The organism is Microbacterium sp. AG1240 (assembly GCF_003635115.1).
In the GTDB taxonomy this organism is placed as follows: Bacteria; Actinomycetota; Actinomycetes; order Actinomycetales; family Microbacteriaceae; genus Microbacterium.
This window is the reverse complement of sequence record NZ_RBXJ01000001.1, coordinates 56,371-81,881: the sequence shown is the minus strand read 5'-3', so window position 1 is coordinate 81,881 and position 25,511 is coordinate 56,371. Positions and strand designations below refer to the sequence as shown.

The 25,511-nt window shown below is 72.3% G+C and carries 24 protein-coding genes; 10 read left to right on the top strand and 14 right to left on the bottom strand.

Annotation, left to right across the window (positions count from 1 at the left end; translation table 11 throughout):
* Positions 1 to 87: 87 nt before the first annotated feature.
* The gene (locus tag DEU34_RS00400) at positions 88 to 783 is read right to left on the bottom strand and encodes a GNAT family N-acetyltransferase (protein ID WP_121147759.1); all 696 of its coding nucleotides are present in this window, start codon (positions 781 to 783) and stop codon (positions 88 to 90) included.
* 64 nt (positions 784 to 847) lie between these two features.
* On the opposite strand from DEU34_RS00400, the gene DEU34_RS00395 reads away from it, so the two are divergent.
* Positions 848 to 2,281: an MFS transporter gene (locus DEU34_RS00395; protein ID WP_396652095.1), complete on the top strand. Its 1,434-nt coding sequence runs from the start codon at positions 848 to 850 to the stop codon at positions 2,279 to 2,281.
* 97 nt (positions 2,282 to 2,378) lie between these two features.
* Here the strand turns inward: DEU34_RS00395 and DEU34_RS00390 are convergent, their stop codons facing one another.
* Positions 2,379 to 3,170 carry an alpha/beta fold hydrolase gene (locus tag DEU34_RS00390; RefSeq protein ID WP_259459979.1) on the bottom strand — a complete coding sequence of 264 codons (792 nt, stop codon included), beginning with the start codon at positions 3,168 to 3,170 and terminating at the stop codon, positions 2,379 to 2,381.
* A gap of 75 nt (positions 3,171 to 3,245) precedes the next feature.
* Here DEU34_RS00390 and DEU34_RS00385 point away from each other — a divergent pair, with 75 nt between their 5' ends.
* Positions 3,246 to 4,508 (top strand): peptide synthetase, encoded by a 1,263-nt coding sequence (locus DEU34_RS00385; protein ID WP_183042290.1) that lies wholly within the window; start codon positions 3,246 to 3,248, stop codon positions 4,506 to 4,508.
* 81 nt (positions 4,509 to 4,589) lie between these two features.
* On the opposite strand, the gene DEU34_RS00380 is transcribed toward DEU34_RS00385, so the two are convergent.
* Positions 4,590 to 6,596, bottom strand: coding sequence for an AarF/ABC1/UbiB kinase family protein (locus DEU34_RS00380; RefSeq protein ID WP_121147751.1), 2,007 nt, complete (start codon positions 6,594 to 6,596; stop codon positions 4,590 to 4,592).
* A 111-nt stretch (positions 6,597 to 6,707) separates the two neighbouring features.
* Between DEU34_RS00380 and mmuM the strand changes: the two genes are divergently transcribed.
* From mmuM to DEU34_RS00355, 5 genes are all read left to right on the top strand, one after another.
* Positions 6,708 to 7,604, top strand: coding sequence for a homocysteine S-methyltransferase (mmuM, locus tag DEU34_RS00375; RefSeq protein WP_121147749.1), 897 nt, complete (start codon positions 6,708 to 6,710; stop codon positions 7,602 to 7,604).
* A 9-nt stretch (positions 7,605 to 7,613) separates the two neighbouring features.
* Positions 7,614 to 8,243 carry a hypothetical protein gene (locus DEU34_RS00370; RefSeq protein ID WP_147423975.1) on the top strand — a complete coding sequence of 210 codons (630 nt, stop codon included), beginning with the start codon at positions 7,614 to 7,616 and terminating at the stop codon, positions 8,241 to 8,243.
* Positions 8,244 to 8,682: 439 nt separating this feature from the next.
* The gene (locus DEU34_RS00365) at positions 8,683 to 9,243 is read left to right on the top strand and encodes a manganese efflux pump MntP family protein (RefSeq protein ID WP_183042289.1); all 561 of its coding nucleotides are present in this window, start codon (positions 8,683 to 8,685) and stop codon (positions 9,241 to 9,243) included.
* Between the two features lie 90 nt (positions 9,244 to 9,333).
* Positions 9,334 to 10,407 carry an alkene reductase gene (locus tag DEU34_RS00360; protein WP_121147741.1) on the top strand — a complete coding sequence of 358 codons (1,074 nt, stop codon included), beginning with the start codon at positions 9,334 to 9,336 and terminating at the stop codon, positions 10,405 to 10,407.
* Between the two features lie 111 nt (positions 10,408 to 10,518).
* Complete coding sequence (locus DEU34_RS00355) at positions 10,519 to 10,797, top strand: hypothetical protein (protein ID WP_147423974.1); 279 nt, start codon at positions 10,519 to 10,521, stop codon at positions 10,795 to 10,797.
* Between the two features lie 103 nt (positions 10,798 to 10,900).
* Here the strand turns inward: DEU34_RS00355 and DEU34_RS00350 are convergent, their stop codons facing one another.
* The 10 genes from DEU34_RS00350 to DEU34_RS00305 form a co-directional block, all read right to left on the bottom strand.
* On the bottom strand, positions 10,901 to 12,220 hold the full coding sequence (locus DEU34_RS00350; RefSeq protein WP_396652094.1) for a nitrate/nitrite transporter: 1,320 nt from the start codon (positions 12,218 to 12,220) through the stop codon (positions 10,901 to 10,903).
* A 191-nt stretch (positions 12,221 to 12,411) separates the two neighbouring features.
* The gene (locus DEU34_RS00345; RefSeq protein ID WP_121147737.1) at positions 12,412 to 13,581 is read right to left on the bottom strand and encodes a thiolase family protein; all 1,170 of its coding nucleotides are present in this window, start codon (positions 13,579 to 13,581) and stop codon (positions 12,412 to 12,414) included.
* Position 13,582: 1 nt separating this feature from the next.
* Complete coding sequence (locus DEU34_RS00340) at positions 13,583 to 14,227, bottom strand: 3-oxoacid CoA-transferase subunit B (protein WP_121147735.1); 645 nt, start codon at positions 14,225 to 14,227, stop codon at positions 13,583 to 13,585.
* Positions 14,224 to 14,973 carry a 3-oxoacid CoA-transferase subunit A gene (locus tag DEU34_RS00335; RefSeq protein WP_121147732.1) on the bottom strand — a complete coding sequence of 250 codons (750 nt, stop codon included), beginning with the start codon at positions 14,971 to 14,973 and terminating at the stop codon, positions 14,224 to 14,226. Before DEU34_RS00335 ends, DEU34_RS00340 begins: the two co-directional genes overlap by 4 nt.
* The gene (gene pcaC, locus DEU34_RS00330; protein ID WP_121147731.1) at positions 14,970 to 15,371 is read right to left on the bottom strand and encodes a 4-carboxymuconolactone decarboxylase; all 402 of its coding nucleotides are present in this window, start codon (positions 15,369 to 15,371) and stop codon (positions 14,970 to 14,972) included. The genes DEU34_RS00335 and pcaC overlap by 4 nt, the downstream gene beginning before the upstream one ends.
* Entirely contained in the window at positions 15,368 to 16,156 is a 789-nt protein-coding gene (locus DEU34_RS00325) for an alpha/beta fold hydrolase (protein ID WP_121147729.1), read from the bottom strand. The genes pcaC and DEU34_RS00325 overlap by 4 nt, the downstream gene beginning before the upstream one ends.
* Positions 16,153 to 17,505: a lyase family protein gene (locus DEU34_RS00320; RefSeq protein WP_259459978.1), complete on the bottom strand. Its 1,353-nt coding sequence runs from the start codon at positions 17,503 to 17,505 to the stop codon at positions 16,153 to 16,155. The genes DEU34_RS00325 and DEU34_RS00320 overlap by 4 nt, the downstream gene beginning before the upstream one ends.
* Positions 17,495 to 18,094, bottom strand: a complete 600-nt coding sequence (pcaG, locus tag DEU34_RS00315) for a protocatechuate 3,4-dioxygenase subunit alpha (RefSeq protein ID WP_121147724.1) — start codon at positions 18,092 to 18,094, stop codon at positions 17,495 to 17,497. Before pcaG ends, DEU34_RS00320 begins: the two co-directional genes overlap by 11 nt.
* A gap of 1 nt (position 18,095) precedes the next feature.
* A complete protein-coding gene (gene pcaH / locus DEU34_RS00310; protein WP_121147721.1) occupies positions 18,096 to 18,974 on the bottom strand; it encodes a protocatechuate 3,4-dioxygenase subunit beta in 879 nt (292 codons plus the stop codon).
* An 82-nt stretch (positions 18,975 to 19,056) separates the two neighbouring features.
* Positions 19,057 to 19,821 (bottom strand): IclR family transcriptional regulator, encoded by a 765-nt coding sequence (locus DEU34_RS00305; protein WP_259459977.1) that lies wholly within the window; start codon positions 19,819 to 19,821, stop codon positions 19,057 to 19,059.
* Positions 19,822 to 19,910: 89 nt separating this feature from the next.
* On the opposite strand from DEU34_RS00305, the gene DEU34_RS00300 reads away from it, so the two are divergent.
* From DEU34_RS00300 to DEU34_RS00290, 3 genes are all read left to right on the top strand, one after another.
* Positions 19,911 to 21,194 (top strand): LCP family protein, encoded by a 1,284-nt coding sequence (locus tag DEU34_RS00300; RefSeq protein ID WP_121147718.1) that lies wholly within the window; start codon positions 19,911 to 19,913, stop codon positions 21,192 to 21,194.
* A 215-nt stretch (positions 21,195 to 21,409) separates the two neighbouring features.
* A complete protein-coding gene (locus DEU34_RS00295; RefSeq protein ID WP_121149641.1) occupies positions 21,410 to 22,600 on the top strand; it encodes a 4-hydroxybenzoate 3-monooxygenase in 1,191 nt (396 codons plus the stop codon).
* Between the two features lie 55 nt (positions 22,601 to 22,655).
* Complete coding sequence (locus DEU34_RS00290; protein WP_259459976.1) at positions 22,656 to 23,888, top strand: MFS transporter; 1,233 nt, start codon at positions 22,656 to 22,658, stop codon at positions 23,886 to 23,888.
* Between the two features lie 108 nt (positions 23,889 to 23,996).
* Here DEU34_RS00290 and DEU34_RS00285 read toward each other — a convergent pair whose 3' ends face one another.
* On the bottom strand, positions 23,997 to 25,484 hold the full coding sequence (locus DEU34_RS00285; RefSeq protein WP_121149639.1) for a benzaldehyde dehydrogenase: 1,488 nt from the start codon (positions 25,482 to 25,484) through the stop codon (positions 23,997 to 23,999).
* Positions 25,485 to 25,511: the final 27 nt, after the last annotated feature.

Below are 25,511 nucleotides of genomic sequence, written 5' to 3'. Positions count from 1 at the left end.
CCCCCGAGACACGCGAATCGGCCGAGACGCGCCGCCTGGCGGGGCGTCTCGGCCGATGGTGGTGTCTCGAGAGCGGATGCGGCGCGCTCAGCGCCGGGCGAAGAGGTAGCCCCGCGCGGGGTCGAACCCGCTGACGCGCAGGCCCGCGGCGGTCAGCGCGAGGAAACGCTCGCGCACGTCGAGGCGCCACCGCGCAGCATCCGCCGGCGACTCCCGGCGCAGCGCCGCGATGTCGCGCGGGATCGCGACCGCCTCGACGACCTCGCTCGCCGGAGTCCCCACCGGGGTGACCGCCCACGACACGAGGATGCGGTCGGACGCATCGCCGCGGTTCACGTCGTCGTGCATCGGCCCGTACTGATCGACGAGATACTCGGCGACGTCGGCGCCGAGGACGCCCAGGTTGAACCGCGCGTTGCGGGCGACGAGCGGGTCGAAGGTCCACGTGATGCGCTCCACCCCGCGCTCGCGGGCCCACGCGCGCTGGTGCCGTTTCACCGCGCGGCCGATCCCCCGCCCCTGCGCCGCCGGCAGCACGCCGGTGATGTGCGAGTGCAGCGTGCGCTCGGCGGGAGGGCCGAAGAACGCGGCCGAGGCGGCCAGCATCCGCTCGCCCTCGAAGACCCCGACGACGTAGTTGCCGGCGTGCTCGAGCGCGCGCAGGATGTTCGCCGGCATCGTCGAGCGCTCGCCCGTCCACACCTCGTCGAAGAGGCGGGATGCGGCGTGCACCCCCTCGACCGACGAGAGCGCGCGGATGTCGAGACCGGCCGATTCGGGCATGCGCCCAGTGTCGCATCGCGCGCGACGACCCCTCGCCCTCCCGCGCGCGGCTAACCTGGGGCCAGTGGGCCGAGACGAGAACGCACGGAGACGATTGACGCGAAGCTCGCCGCAGTGGGCCGTGATCGCCGTCCTGGCCGTCGCCGGGCTCTGCTCGTCGTTCATGTTCACGCTGGTCGTGCCGATCCAGACGCAGCTGCCCGAACTGCTCGACGCCTCGCGTGACGACACCGCCTGGGTCGTGACCTCCACGCTGCTCGCCGCCGCCGTCACCACCCCGATCGCGGGGCGCCTCGGCGACATGTACGGCAAGCGACGGATCGTGCTCGTGCTGCTCGCCGTGCTGGTGCTCGGCTCGGTGATCGCCGCCCTGTCGACGGGCATCGGCAGCATGATCGTGGGCCGCACCCTGCAGGGCGCCGTGGTCGGGGTCGTTCCGCTGGGCGTGTCGATCCTCCGTGACGTGCTGCACGAGAAGCGCGTCGACAGCGCGATCGCTCTCATCAGCGCGACCCTCGGCGTCGGGGGCGCGCTGGGCCTTCCGATCAGCGCCCTCGTGTCGCAGTACAGCGACTGGCACGTTCTGTTCTGGATCGCCGGGGGCCTGGGCGCGGTCGTCTTCGTGCTGGTGCTCCTGGTGGTGCCGGTGAGCGTGCTGCGCACCCCCGGGCGGTTCGACGTCGTGGGCGCCGCGGGGCTCGCCATCGGCCTCATCGGGGTGCTCCTCGCCGTCTCGCGCGGCAACACGTGGGGATGGCTCTCGCCTCTCACGCTCTCGCTCGGCATCGGCGGCATCCTGGTGCTGCTCGTCTGGGGCTGGTACGAGCTGCGCGTCGACAATCCCCTGCTCGACCTGCGCGTCGCCGCCCGTCGACCGGTGCTGCTGACGAACCTCGCCTCGGTCGCCATGGGCTTCGCGCTGTTCGCCTCGAACGTCGTCTACCCGCAGATCCTCGAGCTCCCGGTCGAGACGGGTTCCGGCTTCGGCCTGTCGCTTCTCGCCGCGAGTCTCGTCGTGATGCCGTCGGGCCTGGTGATGATGGTGCTCTCACCGATCTCGGGGCGCCTGGCCCGCACGATCGGCCCGCGCGTGCTGCTGGTCGCCGGCGCGATCTCGCTCATCGCCGCGTACGGCTTCACGCTGCTGTTCGCCAGCGAGGTCTGGCACCTCGTCGTTGCGAACATCCTCATCGGCTTCGGCATCGGGTTCGGCTACGCCGCGATGCCGATGCTCATCATGCGCTCGGTGCCGCCGAGTGAGACCGGCGCCTCGAACGGACTGAACGCGCTCGCACGTTCGCTCGGCACGAGCACCGCCGCCGCCATCGTCGGCGTCGTGCTGGCGTCGATGTCGACGATGCAGAACGGCTCGCAGGTGCCCACCCCCGAGGCCTTCCAGGTGTCGTTCCTCCTGGGTGGCGGGGCCGCCGTCGTCGCGCTGGTGCTGGCCCTGTTCATCCCCACGCGCTCGGTCGAGAAGCATCCGTCGCTCCCCTAGGCCGCCCGTGAGGTGCCCCGATACGGGGCATCGGAGCGCCGGGATGCCCCGGATCGGCGCAACTCGTCGCGCCCGGATGAGGGGCGGATGCTGCGGGTCAGCCCGCGCGTCGAGCCGCGGCGCCGACGTGCTCGGCGAAGCGGCCGGCCCAGCCGAGCACCTCGTGCGGCGAGCGGGCGACCGACAGGATGCTGCCGGGGATGATCTCGCGCAGCTTCTCGGCCGTGGAGAGCGGATGCGCCGGATCGCCCGCCCACGCCAGCACCAGCGTCGGGGTCGAGATCGCGCGGAGCGTGCCGACCGAGGGGAAGTCGGTCTCGGCCGCCCCGCGCAGCACCGTCGGCAGCAGACCCGCGTCGACGGCCGGGTAGCTCTCCGGCGCATCGGCGAGCGCCGGAGGAACGGGGGCGGAGCTGCCGAGCTCGACCAGCGCATCGACGCCCTCGCGCTCGACGAAACGGGCGTTGCGCCGGTAGGTCTCGGCCTGGGCGGTGCGGGTGGTCCACGCGGTGGGCGGCACGACCAGGGTCAGGCTCGCGAACCGGTCGGGGTCGCGGACGGCGGCGTGCAGCAGCGTTCCGGTGCCCATGGACGGACCGACGCCGTGCACGCGCTCGCCCGGGGCGACCTCGTCGAGCAGACGGAGGAGGTCGTCGGCGAGGCGGTCCCACCCGTACGAGGCGGGATCGGCGTCGCCCGTGGAGCGGCCGTGGCCGCGGGCGTCGTAGCGCAGCACGCGCGCGGCGTGGAGCGCACGGCCCAGATCGAGCCCGAGCTGCGCGTCGCGCGAACGGCTCGACGTCAGCCCGTGCAGCTGCACCGCCAGCGGTCCCGCGTCGCCGGTGACGTCATAAGAGATCGCTGCTCCACCCAGGTCGAGCAACCCCACCGTCATCCTCCGTCACCAGCGCGAGATATCGTCCGCCTAGACTACGGCGCCATGCGGTTGACCACAGTCACACGGATGACCCTCCCCCCGGGACGGTTGTCCAGTTTCGTCGTCCGCACGGGCGAGACGCCCGGGAGGCGCCTGCCGGTCTCGTTCGATCAGAAGCGCCACGTCGGGGAGGGGCAGCGCCCCGGCTCGTGGATGGCGGTGTCGTTTCGTCTGCCGCTCGGCGTCGACCGCGAGCGGCTCGCATCGGCCTGGATGCGGGTGATCGCGCGGCACGGCACCTTCCGCACCGCCTTCCGACCCGGCGACGACGGTCCGGCCCTGCACGAGGTCGTCGTCGAAGCGGGCGCGTGGACGCAGCATCCGGTCGCCCCCGGGCGCACGGCGCGCGAGGTGGTGCGCGACGTCTTCGACGAGGCCTGCGCGCCGTACCAGGCACCGTCGTACCGGCTCTGCCTGCTCGAACCGCACGACAAGACTGAGGGCGGGGTCGTCGTGATCGGCGCCGACCACTCGCACGTCGACATGTGGTCATGGCACGTCGTCATCCGCGATCTGCTCGCCGCGATCGACGCGCCCGGCGTCGCCGACGAGCCCGCCGCGCCCTTCGCCGAGCACACCGACCTGCTCGAGCGGATGCCCCCGGCGCCCTCCCACGTCTCGGAGCGGTGGGAGGCGATCCTGGCGGCGGAGGCCGGCGCGATGCCGATGTTCCCCCTGCCGCTCGGCGACGTGTCGCGCCCGCGACGGGCCGTGGTCGAGGTGCGCGACGTGCTCGATTCGGCCGAGCTCCGCCGGTTCGACGCCGCGGCGTCGGCGCTGTCGGTGCGCGCGATCGCGCTGGCGATCAGCGTGCTCACCCGGGTGACGCGGACATTGGCCGATGCACCGCTGCGCGCGGTGTTCCCCGTGCACAGCCGTCACGACCATCGCTGGCACGACGCGGTCGGCTGGTTCATCACGAACGCGGTGATCGAGAGCGACGACGACGATCCGGCGGCCTGCGCCGCATCCGTCAAAGAGGCCGTGGCGCTGGGGTCGTACCCGCTCGCGCCGATCCTCGCGCCGTACGGGGGCATGCCCGTGCGGCCGGGGATGTTCGCGCTGTCGTGGCTCGACGTGCGACGGATGACCATGCCGACCGACCCCGAACTCGAGATCCAGCACGTGTCGGCGGCGATCGACGTCGACGGCGTCATGATCTGGTTCACCGCCACCCGCAACGGCCTGCAGCTGCGCTCGCGCTACCCCGACACCCCCGAGGCGCGCGCGAACGTGGGCGCGTGGCTCGATGCCCTCGAGGCCGGGCTGGAGGATGCTGCGGCCCGCTGACCCGGGCACCGCGCGCGGCGGACTCGCCCGTCGCATCCGGCGATCCGCGCCCGCCGTCCGCGACAGGGGGAGCTTGCGGGACTACCGCGGTGCGCGCACGAAGAGCTGCCGCACGACGCGGAGGAGCCCGAGGAACCCGAACAGGCCGATCGCGGCGCCGAGCAGGTCGAACAGCCCCCATCCGCCCGGATACTGGGGGCCGGTGTCGGCTACCGTCAGCACGATCGCGACCACCACGGCCGTGATCGACACCAGGGCGCCCACGACCTGCGCCGCGATCGAGCGGACGAACCCCTCCTGCGCCTCGCCGGGGATCGCGCGCACGCGCAGCCCCGCGGTGCCGTTCTCGATGCCGGCCATCAGGGTCTCGAGCCGCTGGGGCAGCGCCTTCGCCCGCACCGCCGCCAGGGCAGCACTCGCCTGCGCGTCGAGGGCGAGACGCTGCGGCGACACCATGCGGCGCGCCAGGCCGGGCACCACCGGCAGCGCGCGGGCGATCATGTCGAAGTCGGGCACGAGCACCCGCAGGCACCCCTCGAGCGTCGCGAAACTGCGGAACGCCGATGCGAGGTCGCCCGGGAGGGCGATGCGATGGTCGCGGATGACGTCGACCATGCGGGAGAAGATCGACCCGTCGCCCGCGGGGCGGTAGCGCTCGGAGGTGAGCACGATGCCGATGTCGTGGCGGAACGCGTCGATGTCGGCATCGGCCGGCACGTCGACGATGAGCAGCAGTGCGTCGCTGGCGATCACGTCGTCCTCCGTGAGCGCTCCGAGCAGGAGCGCCGTCATGTGCTCGCGCTGGCTCCGCTCGATCACCCCGATGGCGCCGAAATCGATGAGGCCGAGCGACCCGTCGTCGCGCAGGATCACGTTGCCCGGGTGGAGGTCGGCGTGGAAGACGCCGTACAGCAGGATCTGCTGGATGACCGAGGTCATCAGTCCGATCGCGAGGGCGTCGCGGTCGGCGTCCGACATCGCGTCGAGTCGGTCATGCGCGCGGCTGAGCGGCTCTCCGGCGACGAGATCCATCGTGAGCAGCCGCTTCGTCGACGCGTGCGCGTGCACGGCCGGGATCGACAGCAGCGGACGCTCGTCGCCATCGGCCTCGGCGATGAGGTCGAGAGCGGTGCGGATCATCTCCATGTTGCGCGCTTCGATGCGATAGTCGAGCTCGTCGAGGAGGGTGGAGGTGAACCCGCGCGCGACCGATTCCAGCCGCAGGTCCTTGCCGGCGCGGGTCTGCCGCTCGGCGCGCTGCGCCAGGCGCAGGATGATGTCGACGTCGGCCTCCACCTGCGCGCGTGCCGCCGGCCGCTGCACCTTCACCACGACCGGCGTGCCGTCGAGGAGCGTGCCGGTGTACACCTGCGCGACCGACGCGGCGGCCAGCGGGGCGGGGTCGATCGACGCGAAGACCTCGTCGATGGGGCGGTCCAGCTCGCCCTGGATCACGGTCTCGACGACGTCCCACGCGAGGGTGTTCGCGCTGGACTGCAGGGTCGACAGCGCGGAGATGTAGGGCTCGGGGATCAGGTCGCGGCGGGTGGAGAGCACCTGGCCGAGCTTGACGAAGGTGACGCCGGAGTCGTTGATGGTCGACACCAGCGCCTGTGCCCGCTGCTGGCTGGTCGTCAGCTCCCGCTGCACGCGCGACGTGCCGTGGACCAGCCAGCCCGCGCCGTGCTGCGACGCGATGGCGAGGATCTGGAGGTAACGGCGCGTGCGCTTGCGCTGGCGGATTCCCGCGCGGGCCACGTCGATCGGATTCGGCAGCGGTCTCGTGGGGAAGATGGCCTCGAGCGCGACGAGCACCGCGAGCCCCAGGGCGAAGATCCACGCGAGAGACACGACCACGACCGCCAGCGCCAGGAGGGCCGTCGGCACGTCGTCGGTGCGCCGGTCCACCAGCAGGCCCGACTGGTCCAGCATCCAGTTCGAGAACGGCAGCCCGACGCTGAAGACGAGGAGTCCGACGAGGATGCTGCGCGGCCAGCCGACCGGGGTCTCGAGGATGCGTCGCGCGACGAAGCCGACCAGCACCGCCGAGGCGATCGCGAAGAGCGCCGTGAGGATATCGGCGAGCACGGGGGCACCTCCCTCTCACCGGCCGTGATGCCGGCTGGTGCACACACTAACAACGCCGCGCCGATCGACCCACGGTGGGATTGCGCCGCCGCGGTCGGAGACAATGCAGGGATGGATCTCTCCGCCGGGCCGATCGTGCTCGACGGCGGGCTGGGCACGCTCCTCGAGGCGCACGGGCACGACCTGTCCGACCCGCTGTGGAGCGCGCGGCTGCTCGTCGACGACCCCGACGCGATCCGCGCCGCGCACGCGGAGTACTTCGCCGCCGGCGCGCAGGTCGCGATCACCGCGTCGTACCAGGTGGGCTTCTCGACGCTCGCGCGGCGCGGGTTCTCGGCCGGCGATACCGAGCGGATGCTGCGCGCGAGCGTGGGTCTCGCCGCATCCGCGCGTTCTGCCGTCGGCGATGGCACGCCTCGCTGGATCGCCGCATCCATCGGCCCCTACGGCGCGACGCTCGGCGACGGCTCGGAGTACCGCGGCGCGTCGGGGTTGACCCGCGACGAGCTGCGCCGCTGGCACGAACCGCGGTTCGCGGTGCTCGCCGACGCGGGGGCCGACCTGCTCGCGATCGAGACCATCCCGACGCTCGACGAAGCCGCGGCTCTCGTCGATCTCGCGCGCGGCTCCGGGCGCCCCGCGTGGCTGTCGTTCACGGTCGAGGGCGGGCGGCTGCGATCGGGGCAGCCGATGACCCACGGCTTCGCCCTGGCGAACACCGCCGACGAGATCGTCGCGGTGGGGATCAACTGCTCGCACCCCGACGAGGTTCCCGGTGCGATCGCCGCCGCCCGGTCGGTGACCGATCGCCCCGTCGTGGCCTATCCGAACTCCGGCGAGCGCTGGGACGCCGCCGCCCGGGTGTGGCGCGGCGCTGCGGGACTCCCCGCAGACGACTGGGCGGCCGGTGCGAGCCTGGTCGGCGGATGCTGCCGGGTGGGGCCCGCCGAGATCGTCCGGCTGCGGTCGGGGGTGCGCGCCGGTGGACCGATCCGTCGTCTTCGATAGCGTGGAGGCATGCAGCGGCGCAGACGTTCCTGGGTGATCGGCGGTACGGCTCTCATCGTCTGCGGGGTGCTGTCGATGCTGTCGTCGTCGTTCCTCGGCACCCCCGCTGCCCGGGCGATCGCGATCACCGGCGACGTGGCGTGGGCGGTCGGCGTGCTGATGTTCGCGATCGGGCTCACGCGCGAGCAGAGCCTCGTCGCCCGCAAGCCCCTCGGAACGATCGCGATGATCATCGTCGCGCTGTGGCCCGTGACGTCGGCGGCGATCGGGGCGGTGCTCGATGCGCAGCGCACGACCGATCCCGCCGTGTGGAGCGCGCTCGGGTACGTCGGCATCCTGGTGCCGATCGGGGCGGGCCTGATCGCCACCGTGCAGATCGGACGCACCGGTGTCGCACCCTACCCGTGGCGGTGGGCGCCGCTGTGGGTGCTCGCCGGGCAGGCGGCGCTCTGGGTGCTCATGCAGGTCGCATACCTCGTCGTCCCCGGCGACGAGGTGCAGCTGATCGCGGGGCCGCTCGCCGCGCTGGGCACGCTCGCGGTGCTCGCCGCCACGCTCGGCCTCGGGATCCTCGCCCTCGTTCTCGCCGCTCGGATCAGGCCGGAGTCGGTGGAGGTCTACGCGCCGGGCGCACCGTAGTCGACGCCACCGGTCGCCCTCGCAGCATCCGCTCGGCAGATGCAGAACGACCCCCGCAGGAACTCTCACCGCAGGGGTCGCCGCGCACCAGCAGGATCCGTCTCGATCGAACCGTGACCGACCCTTGTACCGCACGCGTTGCAGGAATGACACTGCCACCCGCGTCACCCGCCCGACCCGCCCTTGACAGACCGGGTGGGAGTGCTAGGGCGAGACCCCATCTCTTCGACGAGCCGTCGGCTTTCGGCGCACCGAACGAAAAACCGGTCGGAGAATTGCCATGATGAATGCCTGAGAGGGAGTAGTTCCCGCAGAGCGCGTCGACATGCTGGTGAGATCGACCTCACCCGGTGCGCCGCCCGGATTCCGGGTGAACGAGACTCTCGACACCATCGACGTGTCGGGCGTTCGCCTGTCCGCGCGCCGAGAAAGGCGCCCCGTGTCCTTCTTCAACCTCCTTGTCGTCTCGGTCGGCGTCTCCGCCGATGCCTTCGCGGTCTCGCTCTCGCAGGGGGTGCGCGTCAAGACCCGGGTCTACCGCGACGCCCTCGTCGTCGCGCTGACCTTCGGCCTCTTCCAGGCGGCCATGCCGCTCGTCGGATACCTGCTCGGCGCGCAGTTCAGCTTCCTCATCGCGCCCGTCGATCACTGGATCGCGTTCGGCCTGCTCGCCCTCATCGGCGGAAAGATGCTGTGGGAGGCCTTTCGCGCTCACCCCGACGCCGCGCCGACCGGCCGCATCCGCCCGCGCGAGCTGCTGCTGCTCGGTATCGCGACCAGCATCGACGCTCTCGCCGTCGGTATCAGCTTCGCGTTCCTCGACGTCGACATCGTGCCGGCTGTCGTGCTCATCGGCCTCATCACGTTCGCCGTCTCGTTCATCGGCGTGGCGCTCGGCCACCGCGTCGGCACCCGCTTCCAGAAGCCGGCCGAGATCGGCGGCGGCCTCGTGCTGATCGGCATCGGCACGAAGATCCTGCTCGAGCACCTCCTCGCCTGAGCACCGGCGAGGAATAGCGGCGCGCCGCATCCCGTTGGGCCGGGGGTCGGCCATCCACGATGCGTCGGCCCCTCCCCCGAAAGGACCCCCGTGGATCTGTTCTCCCCCCTCGCCGTCGGCGACCTCGCGCTCCCGAACCGCGTCGTGATGGCGCCCCTCACGCGCATGCGCTCCGGTGCCGCCGGCGTGCCCGGCGACATCGTCGTCGAGCACTACTCCCAGCGCGCCGGCCTCGGGCTCATCATCACCGAGGGCGTGTACCCGAGCGACGAGTCACGGGCCTACCCCGGTCAGCCCGGCATCGTCACCGACGAGCAGGCCGCCGGGTGGAGAGCGGTCGCCGAGGCGGTGCACGCCGAGGGCGGACGCATCGTCATGCAGCTCATGAACGGCGGCCGCGTCTCGCACACCGACATCACCGGCACCGATCGCATCGTCGCCCCCAGCGCCGTCGCGATCGACGGCGAAGTGCACACCCCCGAGGGCAAGAAGCCCTTCCCCGTGCCGCACGCCCTGACGACGGCGGAGCTCGACGACGTGCGCGCGGAGTTCGTCGCGGCAGCCCGCCGCGCGGTCGACGCCGGCATGGACGGCGTCGAGGTGCACAGCGCGAACGGCTACCTGCTGCACCAGTTCCTCTCCCCCGTGTCGAACCAGCGCACCGACGCCTACGGCGGGTCGCCGCAGGCCCGTGCGCGGTTCGTCGTCGAGGTGACCGCAGCCGTGGCGGCCGAGGTCGGGGCCGGTCGCGTCGGCATCCGCCTGTCCCCCGCGCACAACATCCAGGACGTCGTCGAGACCGACCCGGCCGACGTCCGCGCCACCTACGAGGCGCTCGTCGACGGCCTCGCCCCCCTCGGCCTCGCCTACCTCAGCGTGCTGCACGCCGAACCCGCCGGCGATCTCGTGCAAGACCTCCGCTCGCGCTTCGGCGGCGTGTTCATCGCCAACAGCGGGTTCGGGAAGCTCACCACGAAAGACGAGGCGTCCGAGTTCGTCGCCCGCGGGGCAGCGGATGCCGTCGCGGTCGGGCGCCTCGCGATCGCCAACCCCGACCTCGTCGAGCGGTGGCAGGGCGGACACCCCGAGAACGAGCCGAACCCGGCGACGTTCTACGGCGAAGGCGCCGAGGGCTACACCGACTACCCGCGCCTGGCGGGCTGACCCCCTCAGAATCCGCGAGACCGCTCCTGCGCGGCGAGACCACGGCTTTAAGTCGCGGTCTCGTCGCGCAGACGTCGTCTCGTGTTCATCGCGACGCGGCATGCTGGGGCGATGAGACGACGGTTGAGCCCGCTGGTCCTCGCCCTCATCGCGATCACCGCGGCGCTGGCGATACCCGTGGTCTTCGTTGCGGGCGCCGCATACGGCATCGAGTCCGAGGTCTGGGATGCGGCCCGATCGACGTATGTGTACGAGGAGCGACCGGGTGGCGGGTTCGCCGTCATCGCGGCCCTCGTCGCCTGCGCCGCGCTCGCGGCCCTCGCCATCGTCGCGGGGATGGCGGCGGCCGATCGGCGCCGAGGCCCGCAGCATCCCCTCGCGCCCCGCTGACCCCGCCCGCACCCGCACCCGCGAGACCGCATCCGCGCGGCGAGAACCCGGCCCGATGTCAGGGTCTCGTCGCGCAGGAGCGGTCTGGCGGTGAGGACTGCGCTCAGGGACGGCGCGGGCGATCGAGACCGAGATGGATGCGGGTGCGCTTGCGCTCGACGACGATGAAGGTCGCCCCGATCAGCCAGAGCGGCACCTGGGTGAGGAAGGCGATGCGGAAGGCGTTGAGCGAGTAGGTGTCGGGAGACCCCGCGCCCTGCACGTCCATCGCGATGCCGATGAAGAGGATCGCCAGCAGCCCCGCGAGGAACCCGCCGCCGTTGACGATGCCTGTCGCGGTGCTGAGGCGGTGACTCGGATTGTGCGCGCGGGCGTGATCGAACGCGATCATCGACGCCGGGCCCCCGGTGCCCATGGCGAAGGCCAGCACCAGCAGGAGCCAGAGAGGCGCCGGGCCCGGCCAGGCCGCCACGGTGATCCACGCGGCGGCCTGCAGTCCGATCGACGGGAGGACGAGCCACCGTGAGCGCCGCATCGGATGCCTGCTCGAGAGGGCGCCCATGACCGGCCCGACGGTGATCCCGAACAGCACGAACGCCGTCAGCACCAGCGAGGCCTCGGCCGGCTGCAGCCCCTCTCCCGCGGTGAGGAAGGGGAACCCCCAGAGGATGACGAAGGCGTTCCCCGCGAACGGTGTGGTGAAGTGCGACCAGAAGGCGAGCCGGGTGCCGGGGTGCTTCCACGCCTCGCTGAACCCCTGCCGCAGGTCGGCCGATGACCGCACCACGGTGATCGTGCCGGTGTCGGTGTCGACCGCGACATCGGCGGAGCGCGTGGGCGGACGGTTGCGCACGATCGCGAAGATGAGCACCGAGAACAGCATCCCGAGACCGGCGAGGCTGCCGAACGCCACGCTCCACGAGGTGGCGTGCAGCAGGGCGGCGAGCGGGATGACCGAGACGATCTGCCCGAGCTGGCCGATGATGCCCGTCAGCTGCACCAGCACGGGCGCTCGTTGCGCCGGGAACCAGGTGGCGATCACCCGCAGCACGCTCGGGAAGATCGCCGCGTCGCCGGCGCCGAGCAGCACGCGCGCGAGGATGCCGATGCCGACGTCGCTGGCGAAGGCCATGACGAGCTGGCCGGCGGCCATCACCACCATGCCGATCGTCATGACCGGCCGTGCGCCGAAGCGGTCGAGGAGGAGTCCGACGGGGATCTGCATTCCGCCGTAGACCGCCAGCTGGATCACGGCGAACATCGACAGCGCCGACGCATCCGCGTTGAAGCGGGTCGCCGCATCCACACCGACCGCCGAGAGCGACGTGCGGTTGGTGATCGACAGCACGTAGCCGGCGAGGCCGACGGCCCACACCAGCCACATGCGCCAACCCGGAGCGGGGGCGATCACGGGAGCAGTCACGGGTCTTCTCTGTCGACGGAAGGGACCCTCCCAGCGTAGGCCGGGTCGGAGCGCGTCAGCGCACGGGCGCCTTCCGCACCGCGCTCACGTGACGCGCGGGCTCGGGGCGCATTCTTCGGGTCGGGGCGCGAAATCCCGTGCCCCGACCCGAGAACTGCGCCCCGATCCGGCCGTATGCCGGGGCGGGGGCGTCAGCGCTCGAGCACGACCGCGAGGCCCTGCCCCACGCCGATGCAGATCGCGACCACCGCGACCCCGCCGCCGCGGCGCGCCAGCTCGTGTGCGGCGCGGCCGACGACGCGGCCGCCCGACGCGCCCAGCGGGTGCCCGATCGCGAGGGCCCCGCCGTGCACGTTCAGCTTCGCCGGGTCGAGCTCGGTCCACAGCTTCGCGCACGCGAGCGACTGCGAGGCGAACGCCTCGTTGAGCTCGACGAAGTCCACGTCGGCCCACGTGCGCCCCGCTCGCGCGAGGGCCCGGTTCGCCGCCTCGACCGGGGCGATCCCGAACACGTCGGGGTCGTTGCCGAACACCCCGCGCCCGGCGATGCGCGCGAGGGGCTCGGCATCGAGCGCGCCCTCGGCACCGATGAGCACCGCCGAGGCGCCGTCGTTGATCGGAGAGGAGTTGCCGGCCGTGACGGAGCCGTCCGCGGCGAACAGCGTCTTGAGCCCGGCGAGCTTGTCGAGGGTGGTGTCCTCGCGGATGCTCTCGTCGCGGGCGAGCTCGTGACCGTCGACCTGCACGATCTCCCCGTCGAAGACGCCCGCCGCCCAGGCGTCGGCCGCGGCCCGGTGGCTGCGCAGGGCGAAGGCGTCCTGCTCCTCGCGGCTGATCCCGTAGATCCCGGCGAGCTTCTCTGCCGACTCGCCGTTGGAGATCGTCCAGTCCTTGCGCAGGCGCGGGTTCGTCATGCGCCACCCGATCGAGGTGTTCCACATGGTCTGATTGCCGACGGCGGGCCACGGCTTGGGCGACTTCTCGACGACGAACGGGGCACGGCTCATCGACTCGACCCCGCCGGTCAGCACGATGTCGGCGTCGCCGGCCTCGATCGCCCGCGAGCCCTGGATCACGGCCTCGAGCGACGACCCGCAGAGACGGTTGACCGTCACACCCGGCACGCTCGACGGGAACCCCGCGAGCAGCGCGCCGAACCGCGCGACGTCGCGGTTGTCCTCGCCCGCCTGATTGGCGTCGCCGAAGATCACGTCGTCGATCCGGGCCGGGTCGAGTCCGGTGCGGGCGACGGATGCTGCCATCACGGTCGCTGCGAGGTCATCGGGGCGGACGCCCGAGAGCGCTCCGCCGGCGCGGCCGAACGGAGTGCGGACGGCGTCGTAGATCCAGGTGCTCGGCATGTCAGTCCTTCGGAGTGAGAGAGAGCCCGAGGGCGGCCTCGAGCGAGGCGACGGTGTTGTCGCCGAAGAGCTCGCGCACGACGAACCCGTCGGGGGTGACGTCGAAGATCGCGTGGTCGGTGTAGACCCGCGAGACGCAGCCCACACCGGTGAGCGGGTAGGCGCAGGTCTCGACCAGTTTCGGCTCCCCCGACTTCGTCAGGAGGTCGGTCATGACGTAAACGTCCTTCGCGCCGATCGCCAGATCCATCGCGCCGCCGACGGCCGGGATCGCCCCGGGCTCGCCCGTCGACCAGTTCGCGAGGTCGCCGTTCTGCGAGACCTGGAAGGCGCCCAGCACGCACACGTCGAGGTGGCCGCCGCGCATCATCGCGAACGAGTCGGCGTGGTGGAAGTAGGCCGCGCCGGGCAGGGCGGTGACCGCCTGCTTGCCGGCGTTGATGAGGTCGGGGTCCACCGCGCCCGCCTGCGGCGCGGGGCCCATGCCGAGCAGCCCGTTCTCGGTGTGGAGGAGGATCTCCTCGCCTTCGGGGAGGAAGTTCGCCACGAGGGTCGGCGCCCCGATGCCGAGGTTCACCACGGCGCCCTCGGGGATGTCGGCGGCGATGCGCGCCGCGAGGTCGTTGCGCGAGATGCGGGTGGTCATGACGCCTCCTCGGCGGATGCGGCGAGGGGCGACCCCTCGAGGTCGACGCCGCCGACGAAGGCGCCGTCGCGCAGCCACGGGCGCTCGCCCACCGCGACGACGCGGTCGACGAAGATGCCGGGTGTGACGACCGTCTCGGGGTCGAGGTGGCCGAGGCCGACGACCTCGTCGACCTGCACGATGGTCGTGGTGGCGGCCGTCGCCATGATCGGGCCGAAGTTGCGCGCGGTCTCGCGGTAGACGAGGTTGCCCCAGCGATCGGCCCGGTAGGCCGAGATCAGGGCGAAGTCGGCGCGGATCGGATACTCGAGCACGTAGCGACGCCCGTCGATCTCGCGCTCCTCCTTGCCCTCGGCCAGGAGCGTACCGACGCCGGTGGGCGAGAAGAACGCGCCGATGCCGGCACCCGCCGCGCGGATGCGCTCGGCGAGGTTCCCCTGGGGGACCAGCTCGAGCTCGATCTCGCCGGCGCGGTAGAGCCCGTCGAAGACCCACGAATCCGACTGGCGCGGGAACGAGCACACGATCTTGCGCACCTGCCCGGCAGCCAGGAGCGCCGCGAGCCCGGTGTCGCCGTTGCCGGCGTTGTTGTTGACGATCGTGAGCTCCCGCGCCCCCGACGCGATGAGCGCGTCGATGAGCTCGACGGGCTGCCCGGCACGGCCGAAGCCGCCGATCATGACCGTCGCGCCGTCGGGGATCCCCGCGACCGCGGCCGCAGCATCCGGAACCTGCTTGTCGATCATGCGTCCCCCTCTGCGAAGACCTCGGTGGCGATGCGGAAGGCCGTGTTGGCGGCCGGCACGCCGCAGTAGATCGCCGACTGCAGGATGACCTCGGAGATCTCCGCGGTCGTGAGTCCGTTGCGAAGGGCCGCGCGCAGGTGCATCGCGAGCTCCTCGTGGTGGCCGAGTGCGATGAGCGCCGTCAGCACCGCGATCGACCGCGACCGGCGATCGAGGGCGGGGCGCGACCAGATGTCGCCCCAGGCGTACCGCGTGATGAGGTCCTGGAAATCGGCGGTCAACGCGGTCGTGCGCTCGACGGCGCGGTCGACGTGCGCGTCGGAGAGCACCTCCCGCCGCACGCGCATGCCCTGCGCGTGCCGTTCGGCGTCGGTCGATCCGTGATCCGGGGTCGTCATGCGGCCTCCTCATCGATGCGGCGGAAGAAGTCGTCGAGCGCGGTCGCGACCGCGGCGGGCTGCTCGGCGGGAGGCAGGTGCGCGGCATCGGAGACACGGATGCTGCGCCCGCGGCGGACGCCGCGTGCGATCTCGTCGGCCTTCGCCTCCGGGGCGACCTGGTCGAACTCGCCCCACATCGCCAGCACCGGGGTGGCGATCTCGCCCAGGCGGTCTCGCACGTCATACGCGGCGAGCGCCTCGCAGCAGGCGGCGTAGCTCTCGTCGTCGGCGTCCTGCAGTGCGTGGAGCAGGCGTCCGGTGAGCTCGGGTTCGCGGGCGAGGGAGTCGGGGGCGAACCACCGGCCGGCCGAGGCGGTGATGAGCGCCGACGTCGACTGCGCCCTCACCTGGGCCGCGCGGGCTCGCCAGGAGTCGGGGTCGCCGAGGAGTGCGCCCGAGGCGACCGCGGCGGTCGCCTCGACGAGGTCGGGGTGACGGAGGGTCAGCTCCAGCCCGGTGGCGCCGCCGAGCGAGACGCCGGCGTAGCGGACGGGGCCGTCGGAGAGGCCGCGCGCGAGGTCGGCGACCGCGTCGGCGAGGTCGGCGACCGTGAAGGGCGACGTCGACGCGGGTGAGGCACCGTGGCCCGGGAGGTCCCACGCCACGACGCGGTGGGAGCGCGCGAGGACGGGGATGACGCGTTCCCAGAGGATCGTCGAGGTGCCCAGTGACGGCCCGAGCAGAAGCAGGGGCGCGTCGGCGGATCCGACCGGGGCGGTGTGGGCCAACGTGGGAGCGGTCATCGGTTCTCTCCTTCGCCGAGGCGGTCGACGAACGTCGTGGCGAGGCCCGTGTACCGGGCGGGGTCGAGGAGGTCGTCGACGTCGAGCTCGGACGCCTCGGGGAGCGCGCGCACGAGGTCGGCGAGGTCGGTGTCGGCGGCCTGTCGGATCAGCGCGGCGAAGCGCTCGCGTCCGATCAGGGGGACGAGTACGAGGCCGAGGCGCTCACTGACGATCAGCCCGTCGGTGAGGGCGAGGTTGCGCGCGACGGCCTCGCGATCGACGGTGAGCCCGGCGGCGAGCGATGCCGCGTGCGCGGCTGCGCCGAGCGCGAGGCGGAGGAGTTCGCGCAGGGTCGGCCATTCGGCGTGCCAGGCGCCGTCGGGCCGCTCGTCGACGGCGAGCGCCGCGGCCAGATGCAGGGTGGCGCCGAGCTGCGGCGCGCGGAGGGCGGCCGAGCGGATGAGCACCGAGGCGACGGGGTTCGCCTTCTGGGGCATCGCCGACGACCCGCCGCCGGCGGCCTCGGCGAGTTCGCCGATCTCGGTGCGGGTGAGGGTGGCGACGTCGGCGGCGAAGACCCCCACCGCGTCGATCGCCTGCACGAGCGCGTCGCCGAGCTCGGTGACGGGCCAGCGTTCGGTGTGCCAGGGGGCGTCGGCGGGTCGCAGGCCCAGTTCGGCCGCGTACGCCGCCGGAAGCTCGGCGGCGCGTTCGGCGCCGAGGTCGGCGACGAACGCCGCCAGGGTGCCCGCGGCGCCCCCGAGCTGCACGGGCAGTTCTGCGCGCGCCGCGTCGAGCCGCACGATGGCACGACGGATGCTGCGCGCCCACCCCGCGGCGCGCGCCCCGACGGTCGTCGGCACGGCGTGCTGCGTGAGGGTGCGGGCGGCCGCGACGACGTCGCGATTCGCCGCGGCGAGAGCGGTGAGCGCCGCCTCGACCCGGTGGAGGTCGTCGCGCACCCGCTCGGCCGTCGAGCGGGCCAGGAGCACCAGGGCGTTGTCGAGGATGTCCTGGCTGGTCGCCCCCCGGTGCACCCACGATCGTGCGGCCTCGGGAACGCGCTGCCTCAGCATCCCCGCCAGGGCGACCACGGGGTTGCCCGCGGCGACGGCGGCGACGGCGAGGTCGGCGGCATCGAGGCCGTGGCCCCGGCAGCCCTCTCCGACCCCGGTCCATCCGAGCGCCGCCGAGACACTGTCGGCGATCTCGGCGGGAGCCGCTCCCACCGACGCGAGCGCGCGGACCAGCGCGACCTCCGCCGCGACGAGGGCGTCGAGCACCGCAGCATCCGAGACCGCCGCATCGTGCCCCGCGCTGACGGGCGAGAGCAGTCCGACGTCGAGGTGATGCGGGTCAGAAGGCAAGGAAGACGGTCTCCTTCTCGCCCTGCAGCCGGATGTCGTGCTGGAGGTGACCCTCGGGCGTGCGGGTCGCGACGAGCGTAGCGCGCTCGTCGGCATCGAGGGAGGACAGCAGGGCGTCGGCAGCCAGCGCGTCGGCGTCCTCGGGGAGGTAGATGCGCGTGTGCAGCTTGTCGGGGAGCCCGCGGGCGAAGACGACGACCGCGAAGAACGGCGCCTTGCCGTCGACCGCACCGGGGTTGCGGGTCCAGAACTCGAACCGCCCCTCGTCGGTCGTGAACGCGCGGCCGAATCCGGTGAAGGTGTGGTCGTCGCGGCGACGAGACCCGCGCCCGCGCGAAACGGTGCCGTCGCTGTCGGCACCCCAGATCTCGATGCAGGCGTCGGGGATCGGCGCCCCCGCGCCGTCGCGGAGGATGCCGCCGACGACGATCGCGCCCGGGGAGTGCGGGAAGACGACCTCGTGCATCTTCGGATACTGCAGCCCGAACGCGAAGAAGGGGCCGATCGTCTGCCCGGCGGTGGGCGGGAGCGGCTGGGCGCCGCCCGCCTTCACGAGGCGCTGGCGACGGGTCTCGGTGGTCTCGCTCATGTCAGTGCTCTCCCTCGGGCTCGAACCACGTCGCATCCGGACCGTCGACGACGATGTCCCAGCGGTAGCCCATCGAGAATTCGGGCACCGTCAGGTCGTGGTCGTAGGTCGAGATCAGTCGGTCGCGATCGCTCTGCCGCGCGATCGTGTTGTAGATGGGATCGAGGGCGAACAGCGGGTCGCCCGGGAAGTACATCTGCGTGATGATGCGCTGCGTGAACCCCGTGCCGAACAGCGAGAAGTGGATGTGGGCGGGGCGCCAGGCGTTGACGTGGTTCTTCCAGGGGTAGGGCCCCGGCTTGATCGTGGTGAAGAAGTACTCGCCGTTGTCGTCCGTGATCATGCGCCCGGCTCCCGTGAAGTTCGGGTCGAGCGGGGCGGGGTGCTGATCGCGCTGGTGGATGTAGCGGCCCGCGGCGTTCGCCTGCCACACCTCGATGAGCTGGTTCGCGACGGGGCGGCCCCAGCTGTCGACGACCCGGCCGGTCACCGTGATGCGCTCGCCCTGCGGCTCCCCGGTGTGCTGCAGGGTCAGGTCGGACTCGATCGCGGCGACGTCGCGCTGGCCGTAGGCGGGCGAGAAGAGCTCGATCGTCTCCGGGTCGACCAGGCGCGGGTTCTTCGTCGGGTGCCGCAGCACGCTGGAGCGGTAGGGCGAGAAGTCGATCAGCGTGCGGGGCAGGCTCTCACCGGCCTCCTCGCGCTCGGCGGCGGCACGGTGCAGATCACCGATCTCGGCGGTGATCTCGCGCTGCGACGGCATGTCGGGCGACGCCAGGAGCGACTCGGGCGCGGCGGCCGTCTGCTCGAGCACGACGCTCGAGCCGAACGCCTCCTCGCCGCGCGGGTCGGCGTCCGCCGCGTTCTCCAAAGCGGTCATGGGGTCTCCTTCGACGGTCCATTCGGGTGGGCTGTCTACAGAGTCGCACCGGGGATGGCGGGCGCCGCATCCCCGTTCCCACTCAGTGGGAATCGGGGTGTCGAACGGCGCGCGTGAGGTCTTTCGCGGTCTGCATCACCAGGGGCGCGAGCCTGCGCTCGTCGAGCGCCTCGCCCAGGTGCGCCACGATGCCGATGGCTGCCGGGGGCAGCCCCGGAAGCGAGCCCAGGGCCGCGGCCACCGAGAAGTTCCCGAGCGTCATCTCCTCGCGGGTCGTGGCGTAGCCCCGGCCCCGCGCGCGCTCGATGTCGGCGCGGAGGCGCTCGGGGTCGGTGATCGAGAGCCGGGTCTCGAGTTCGAGCGGGGCGGAGAGGTAGTCGTCGAGCCAGACGTCATCGCGCGTGGCGAGCAGCGCCTTGCCGACGCCGGTCGCGTGCAGCGGGTGCCTCCCGCCGCTGCGGCTGATGGTCGGCACCGACGAGCGCCCGGTGATGCGTCCGACGAAGATGGCGGATGCTGCGGCAGGGGTGGGGTCGTCGAGCACTGCGAGGTGCACGTTCTCACCCGTCGCCTCGTACAGCCGCACCATGTGCGGAAGCGCGGTCTCGCGCAGCTGCGCCGCGAGGGGCGACAGCTCGCCGATCTCCCAGAGCTGCGCGCCCACCGCGTACCGGTGACCCGTGGTGCGCGCCAGCATCCCCTCGGCCAGCATCATGGCGATCAGGCGGTGCACCGTCGACAGCGCGAGCCCCGACCGCGCGGCGAGCTCGCTCGCGGTGAGCTGCGGGTCGTCCTCGGTGAAGGCGCGCAGCAGCCCCATCGCCCGCTGCAGCACCCCGTCGCCCACTCTCGCCTCCTCCGGCGAGATTACCGGGCTGGTTAGTCTGGAGCCCCCGAACGCGCGCCACGGGTGGACGCTGCCAGAGAGGACATCGCATGGGCACCGCACGAAGAGGTACGCGCCGCACGACCGTCGCTCGGCACGGCCGGCTGACGTCGCCGCGCGCGGCCATGCAGCTGCTGACTCTGCTCGGGGTGGCGGCATCGGTGATGGTGGTCTCGCTTGTGGCGGTCTCGTCGTTCACGCTCTTCTCATCGGTGGCCGCGGTCGCCGACAAGGCGATCGTGCTCGAGGGCGATCCCGCCGCGCCGCCGGCCATCGGAGCCATCGAGGGCGGCACGAACGTGCTGCTCGTCGGAACGGACTCGTGCGAGGGGCAGGACCTCGCGACCTTCGCCCGTTGCGGCATCGACGACGACGGGCTCGAACGCAACGACGTGACGATCCTGGTGAACATCAGCGACAACCCGCGTCGCGTGACCGTCGTGTCCTTCCCGCGGGACATGCTCGTGGGCATCCCCTCGTGCCCCGACGGCGACGGCGGCCGTCATCCGGCGATGAGTCAGATGCCGATGAACGCCTCCTACGTCTACGGCGGGCTCGCGTGCACGGCCTTGACGGTCGAGGAGCTCACGGGCGGCGACGTGCAGTTCGCCGCCGCCATCCGCTGGACGGGTGTGATCGCCATGTCGGACGCGATCGGCGGCGTCGACGTCTGCGTCGCGGGAGACATCTCCGACCCCCACACGGGACTGCAGCTCACGGCGGGCGACCACACGCTCCAGGGCACGCAGGCCCTTCAGTTCCTCCGCATCCGGCACGGCATCGGCGACGGCTCTGACCTCGGCCGCATCTCGAACCAGCAGCAGTTCATGTCATCGCTCGTGCGTCGCATGCAGTCCGACGAGACGTTCACCAATCCCGCCATCCTGATCGACCTCGCCACGACCGCTCTGCGGCAGGTGAACCAGGGGCAGTTGGTGCTCGATCAGAATCTCGCGAACCCCACCCTGATGGTGCAGCTCGCGATGGCCCTGAAAGGCGTGCCGCAGAACGACATCGTGTTCGTGCAGTACCCCACGCGGTACGCCCCGGGCGCCACCCCCGACAACAACCTGGTGCTTCCGGTCGACACGGCCGGCGACGCGTTGTTCGCCGCGATCGCCGCGAACGAGCCTCTCGAGCTCACCGGCGCCCCCTCGCAGGGGTACGGGGTCGAGGTCGTGGAGCCGGCTCCCGATGAGCCCCCCGCGGTGGAGGGAGACCCGCCGCCGTCGGACGAGCCTGCCGTCGACGCGACGGCGGTGCCCCTCCCGTCGCAGATCGCCGGCACGACCGCCGAGCAGGTGACCTGCACGGTGCCCGAGGGACGCTTCTGAGCCCCGCGTCGGGCGGAGGAGAAGTCACAGGCGGAGGACGATAGGGCGCCCCAGCGTCCTCCGCTCGTGAGATGTCCTCCGTTCGTTGCGCGACGGTGGTCACGAGGGGCGATTCCCACCGAGTGGGAATGGCGGGCGGCGAGAGCCGAGCCCGCGCGGCAGAGTGGTCGGCAGCATCCGTGCACCCCCGCCCCGCCCTCGTCGAAGGAGACGTCATGACCCGAGTCGAGCGCACCCGAGTCGCGATCGTGGGGGCCGGCCCCGCCGGCCTGCTGCTGTCGCACCTTCTCGCCGCCTCCGGCATCGAGTCGATCGTGCTCGACCGGCGCTCGCGCGAGGAGATTGAGAACACGATACGCGCGGGCATCCTCGAGCAGGGCACGGTCGACCTCCTCGTCGAGACCGGGGCATCGACGCGGGTGCTGACCGACGGCAACCGCCACGACGGCATCGAGCTGCGCTTCGCCGGCGAGGGGCACCGCATCGACTTCCCGGCACTCGTCGGACGCAGCGTCTGGCTCTACCCGCAGCACGAGGTGCTGCGCGACCTCGTCGCCGCGCGCCTCGCGGCCGGACAGGACCTCCGACTCGAGGCGACCGTCGACCGCGTCGACGACGCGGGCACGACGCGCCCGCGCGTGATCGGAACGGATGCTGCGGGCCGGCCCTTCGAGATCGAGGCGGATTTCGTCGTCGGCTCCGACGGATCGCGGTCGGTCGTACGGTCGGCGGTCACCGGCGGCGCGCGCGGCGACCTCTTCCGCGAGTACCCCTTCGCGTGGTTCGGCATCCTCTGCGAGGCGCCGCCCAGCTCGGAGGAGCTCATCTACAGCAACTCCCCCGACGGGTTCGCCCTCATCAGCCAGCGCAGCGCGACCGTGCAGCGGATGTACTTCCAGTGCGACCCCGAGGCCGACCCCGACGCCCTCACCGAGGAGCAGATCTGGGAGGAGCTGCGCATCCGCGTGCCGGGCACCGAGCTGCACGAGGGGCACATCTTCCAGCGCGACGTGCTGCGCTTCCGCAGCTTCGTCGCCCCGGAGCTGCGTCACGGCCGCGTCGCGCTCGTCGGCGATGCCGCCCACACGGTGCCGCCCACGGGCGCCAAGGGCATGAACCTCGCCGTCGCCGACGTCGTGCTGCTGCACACCGCCCTCGTCGCCCTCCTGCAGGACGACGACGAACGCCCGCTCGACGCCTACCAGGAGGTCGCGCTGCGTCGCATCTGGAAGGCGCAGCACTTCTCCTGGTGGATGACGACGATGCTGCACTCCACCCCCGACGCGAGCGAGTTCGACCACCGCCGGCAGCTCGGCGAACTGCGTTCGGTGGTCGAGTCCGAGGCCGGGCGCACCTACCTCGCCGAGGCGTACACGGGCTGGCCGCTCGAGACGCGGCTCGTGTGACGACGACAGGGTCGCGCGCAGCGTCCGTTGCGCTCCGGAGGAGAGTCCGGCAATCGTGACCCCTCCCCCCACCCGGCGCGGCCCCGGCATCGCGCTCCTCGTCTGCGCGGTCTGCGTGATCGCGGCGAACATGCGCACCACCATCACCGGCGTGGGGCCGCTCCTCGACCAGATCGCCGCCGACCAGGGCACGAGCACGGCAGCACTCGGCGCGCTGGCCTCGGTGCCGCTGGTGACCTGGGGCCTCGTCTCGCCGGCGGCCCACGCCCTGTCGTCGCGGTTCGGCATGTCGCGAGTGGTGCTGATCTCGCTCATCGCCCTCGGCGTCGGCACCGCGTGGCGATCATGGCCCGGAGCGGGTGCGAACCTCTGGCTCGGCACGATCTTCATCGGCGCCGCCCTCGCCGTGGCGAACGTTCTCATGCCGGCGGTGATCAAGCGCGACTTCGGCACCCGCGTGCCGCTGATGATGGGGCTGTACACGGCGCTGCTCGGCGGCTTCGGCGCGATCGCCTCGGGGGTCGTCGTGCCCATCTCGATCGCGGCGGGCGGCGGGGCGGACGGCTGGCGCGTGGCGCTGGCGAGCACCTCGGCGCTGCTGCCGATCGCGATCGCGCTGTGGATGTGGGCGATGGCGCAGGCTCGCCGTCGCGACGGGTACGCGGCACCGGTCCGTGGTCCGCGGGCGAGTGTCGGCACGAAGCTCCGGGGCACGGGGATCTGGCGCGACCCCGTCGCCTGGCTCGTGGCGGGATACATGGCGCTGCAGTCCGCGTACTTCTACATGCTGGTGACCTGGCTCGCCCCCTTCGCCGTCTCGCAGGGGCGGTCGGCGGTGACCGCCGGTTTCGACACGATGATCTTCCAGATCATGACCATCGTCGGCTCGCTCATCGTCCCCCTGCTGCTTCGGGGGCGCGCCCGCCGATGGATTCCCGCGGTGCTCCCCGTCGCGAGCATCGTCGGGGTCTTCGGGCTGCTCGTGGCCCCGGGCGCCCTCACCGTCTGGGCGCTCTGCGCGGGCCTGGGCGCCGGGGCCTCGCTGAACATGTCGCTCACCCTCATGGCCGAGCGGGCGCGCGATTCCGTCGCCTCCTCGGCCCTGTCGGGCATGTCGCAGTCGGTCGGCTATCTGTTCGCGGCCGTCTTCCCGCCGGTCTTCGGCGCCCTTCACGGGATCGACGGACGATGGATGCTGTCGCTGCTCGTCCTGCTGGCCGTACCCGTCGCCCAGGTCGCCGTGGGCGCGGCGGTCGGCCGCGACCGTTTCGTGCTCGACCGGACCTGACGCGACGGCGCGTTCCGCGGCGAGGGTGCCCGTTTCCGCCGAGATAGCCCGAATAAAGAGGGCAGTTCGGCGGAAACGGGCACTCTCGGCGAGCGCGGCGCTCCGGAGTCAGAGCGGGTACTGGCCGGGCTCGCGCCGCATCGTGATCCAGCGGGTCTCGGTGAACGCGTCGATGTTCGCCTCGGCCCCGCCGTGACGCGAGCCGGTGCCCGATGCCCCGACCCCGCCGAACGGTGCGTTGGCCTCGTCGTTGACGGTCTGGTCGTTGATGTGCACGATGCCGGTCGGGATGCGCTGCGCGAGCTCGAGGGCCGCCGCGGTGTCGCGACTGACGATGCCGAGCGAGAGTCCGTAGTCGGTCTCGGAGGCCAGGGCCACCGCCTCGTCGTCTGTGGAGAACGACACGACCGACGCCACGGGCCCGAAGACCTCGTCGCAGTACGCGGCCGCATCGCGCGGGGTGTTCGCGAGCACCGTGGGGCGGTAGAAGAGCCCCTCGTACGTCCCGCCCGCCGCGAGGGTCGCGCCCTGCGCCACCGCGTCCTGCACCAGCGTGTGCACGCGGTCGCGCTGCACCTCGTCGATGAGCGGGCCGAGGTGCACCTGCCCGGCGGCCGGATCGCCGACCACCATCGAGTCGGCCTTCGCCGCGAGCTTGGCCACGTACTCGTCGAAGAGCGACTCGTGCACGATGTGGCGTCCGACGGTCATGCAGATCTGGCCCTGGTGCAGGAATGCGCCCCACGTCGCGAGGTTCACCGCCTGGTCGACGTCGGCGTCGGCGCGCACGAGGAAGGCGGAGTTGCCTCCCAGCTCGAGGTGAGCGCGCTTGAGGTGACGACCGGCGAGCTCGCCGACGATGCGCCCCGCACGGGTGGAGCCCGTGAACGCGATGACCCGCACGCGGGGATCGGTGACCAGCGCCTCGCCGACGTCGGCGCCGCCCGGCACGAGCTGGAGGAGCCCTGCGGGCAGACCCGCCTCCTCGAAGATGCGCACCATCGCCACGCCGCCGGTCATGATCGTGCGCGGGTCGGGCTTGAGCAGTACCGCGTTGCCGAGGGCCAGGGCCGGCGCCACCGCGCGGATGCCGAGGATGAGCGGCACGTTGAACGGCGAGATCACCGCGACGACGCCCACCGGCACGCGCTGGGCGAGCGACAGGCGCGGCTCGGCGCTCGAGAGGATCGATCCGAGCGGCGCCGACGGCAGCGACGACGCCTCGTAGCACTCCTCGGCGGTGACGTGCAGTGCGAAGCCCGCGAGCGGCGGGATGGCCCCGACCTCACGGATGTTCCACCCCATGATCTCGTCGGCGTGCTGCTCCCACAGCTGCCCGGCCCGCCGCAGCACCGCGGCGCGCACGGGGTGCGGGGTCGCGGCCCATTCCTTCTGCGCGCGGGCGGCCGACTCGGCGGCCCGCGCGACATCATCGGGCGAGGCGAGTCCGACGGTGGCGATCGTCTCCCCCGTGGCCGGGGCGACGGATGCTGCGGTACCGCCGCCGCCCGGCACCCAGGCGCCGTCGAGGTAGATCTTCCCCTCGGTGGCGGTCTCGTCGATGAGGCGGTTCTCGGCCTCCGTGATGGTGGACATCGTGGTTCCCTTCGTCGTCGATCGGGT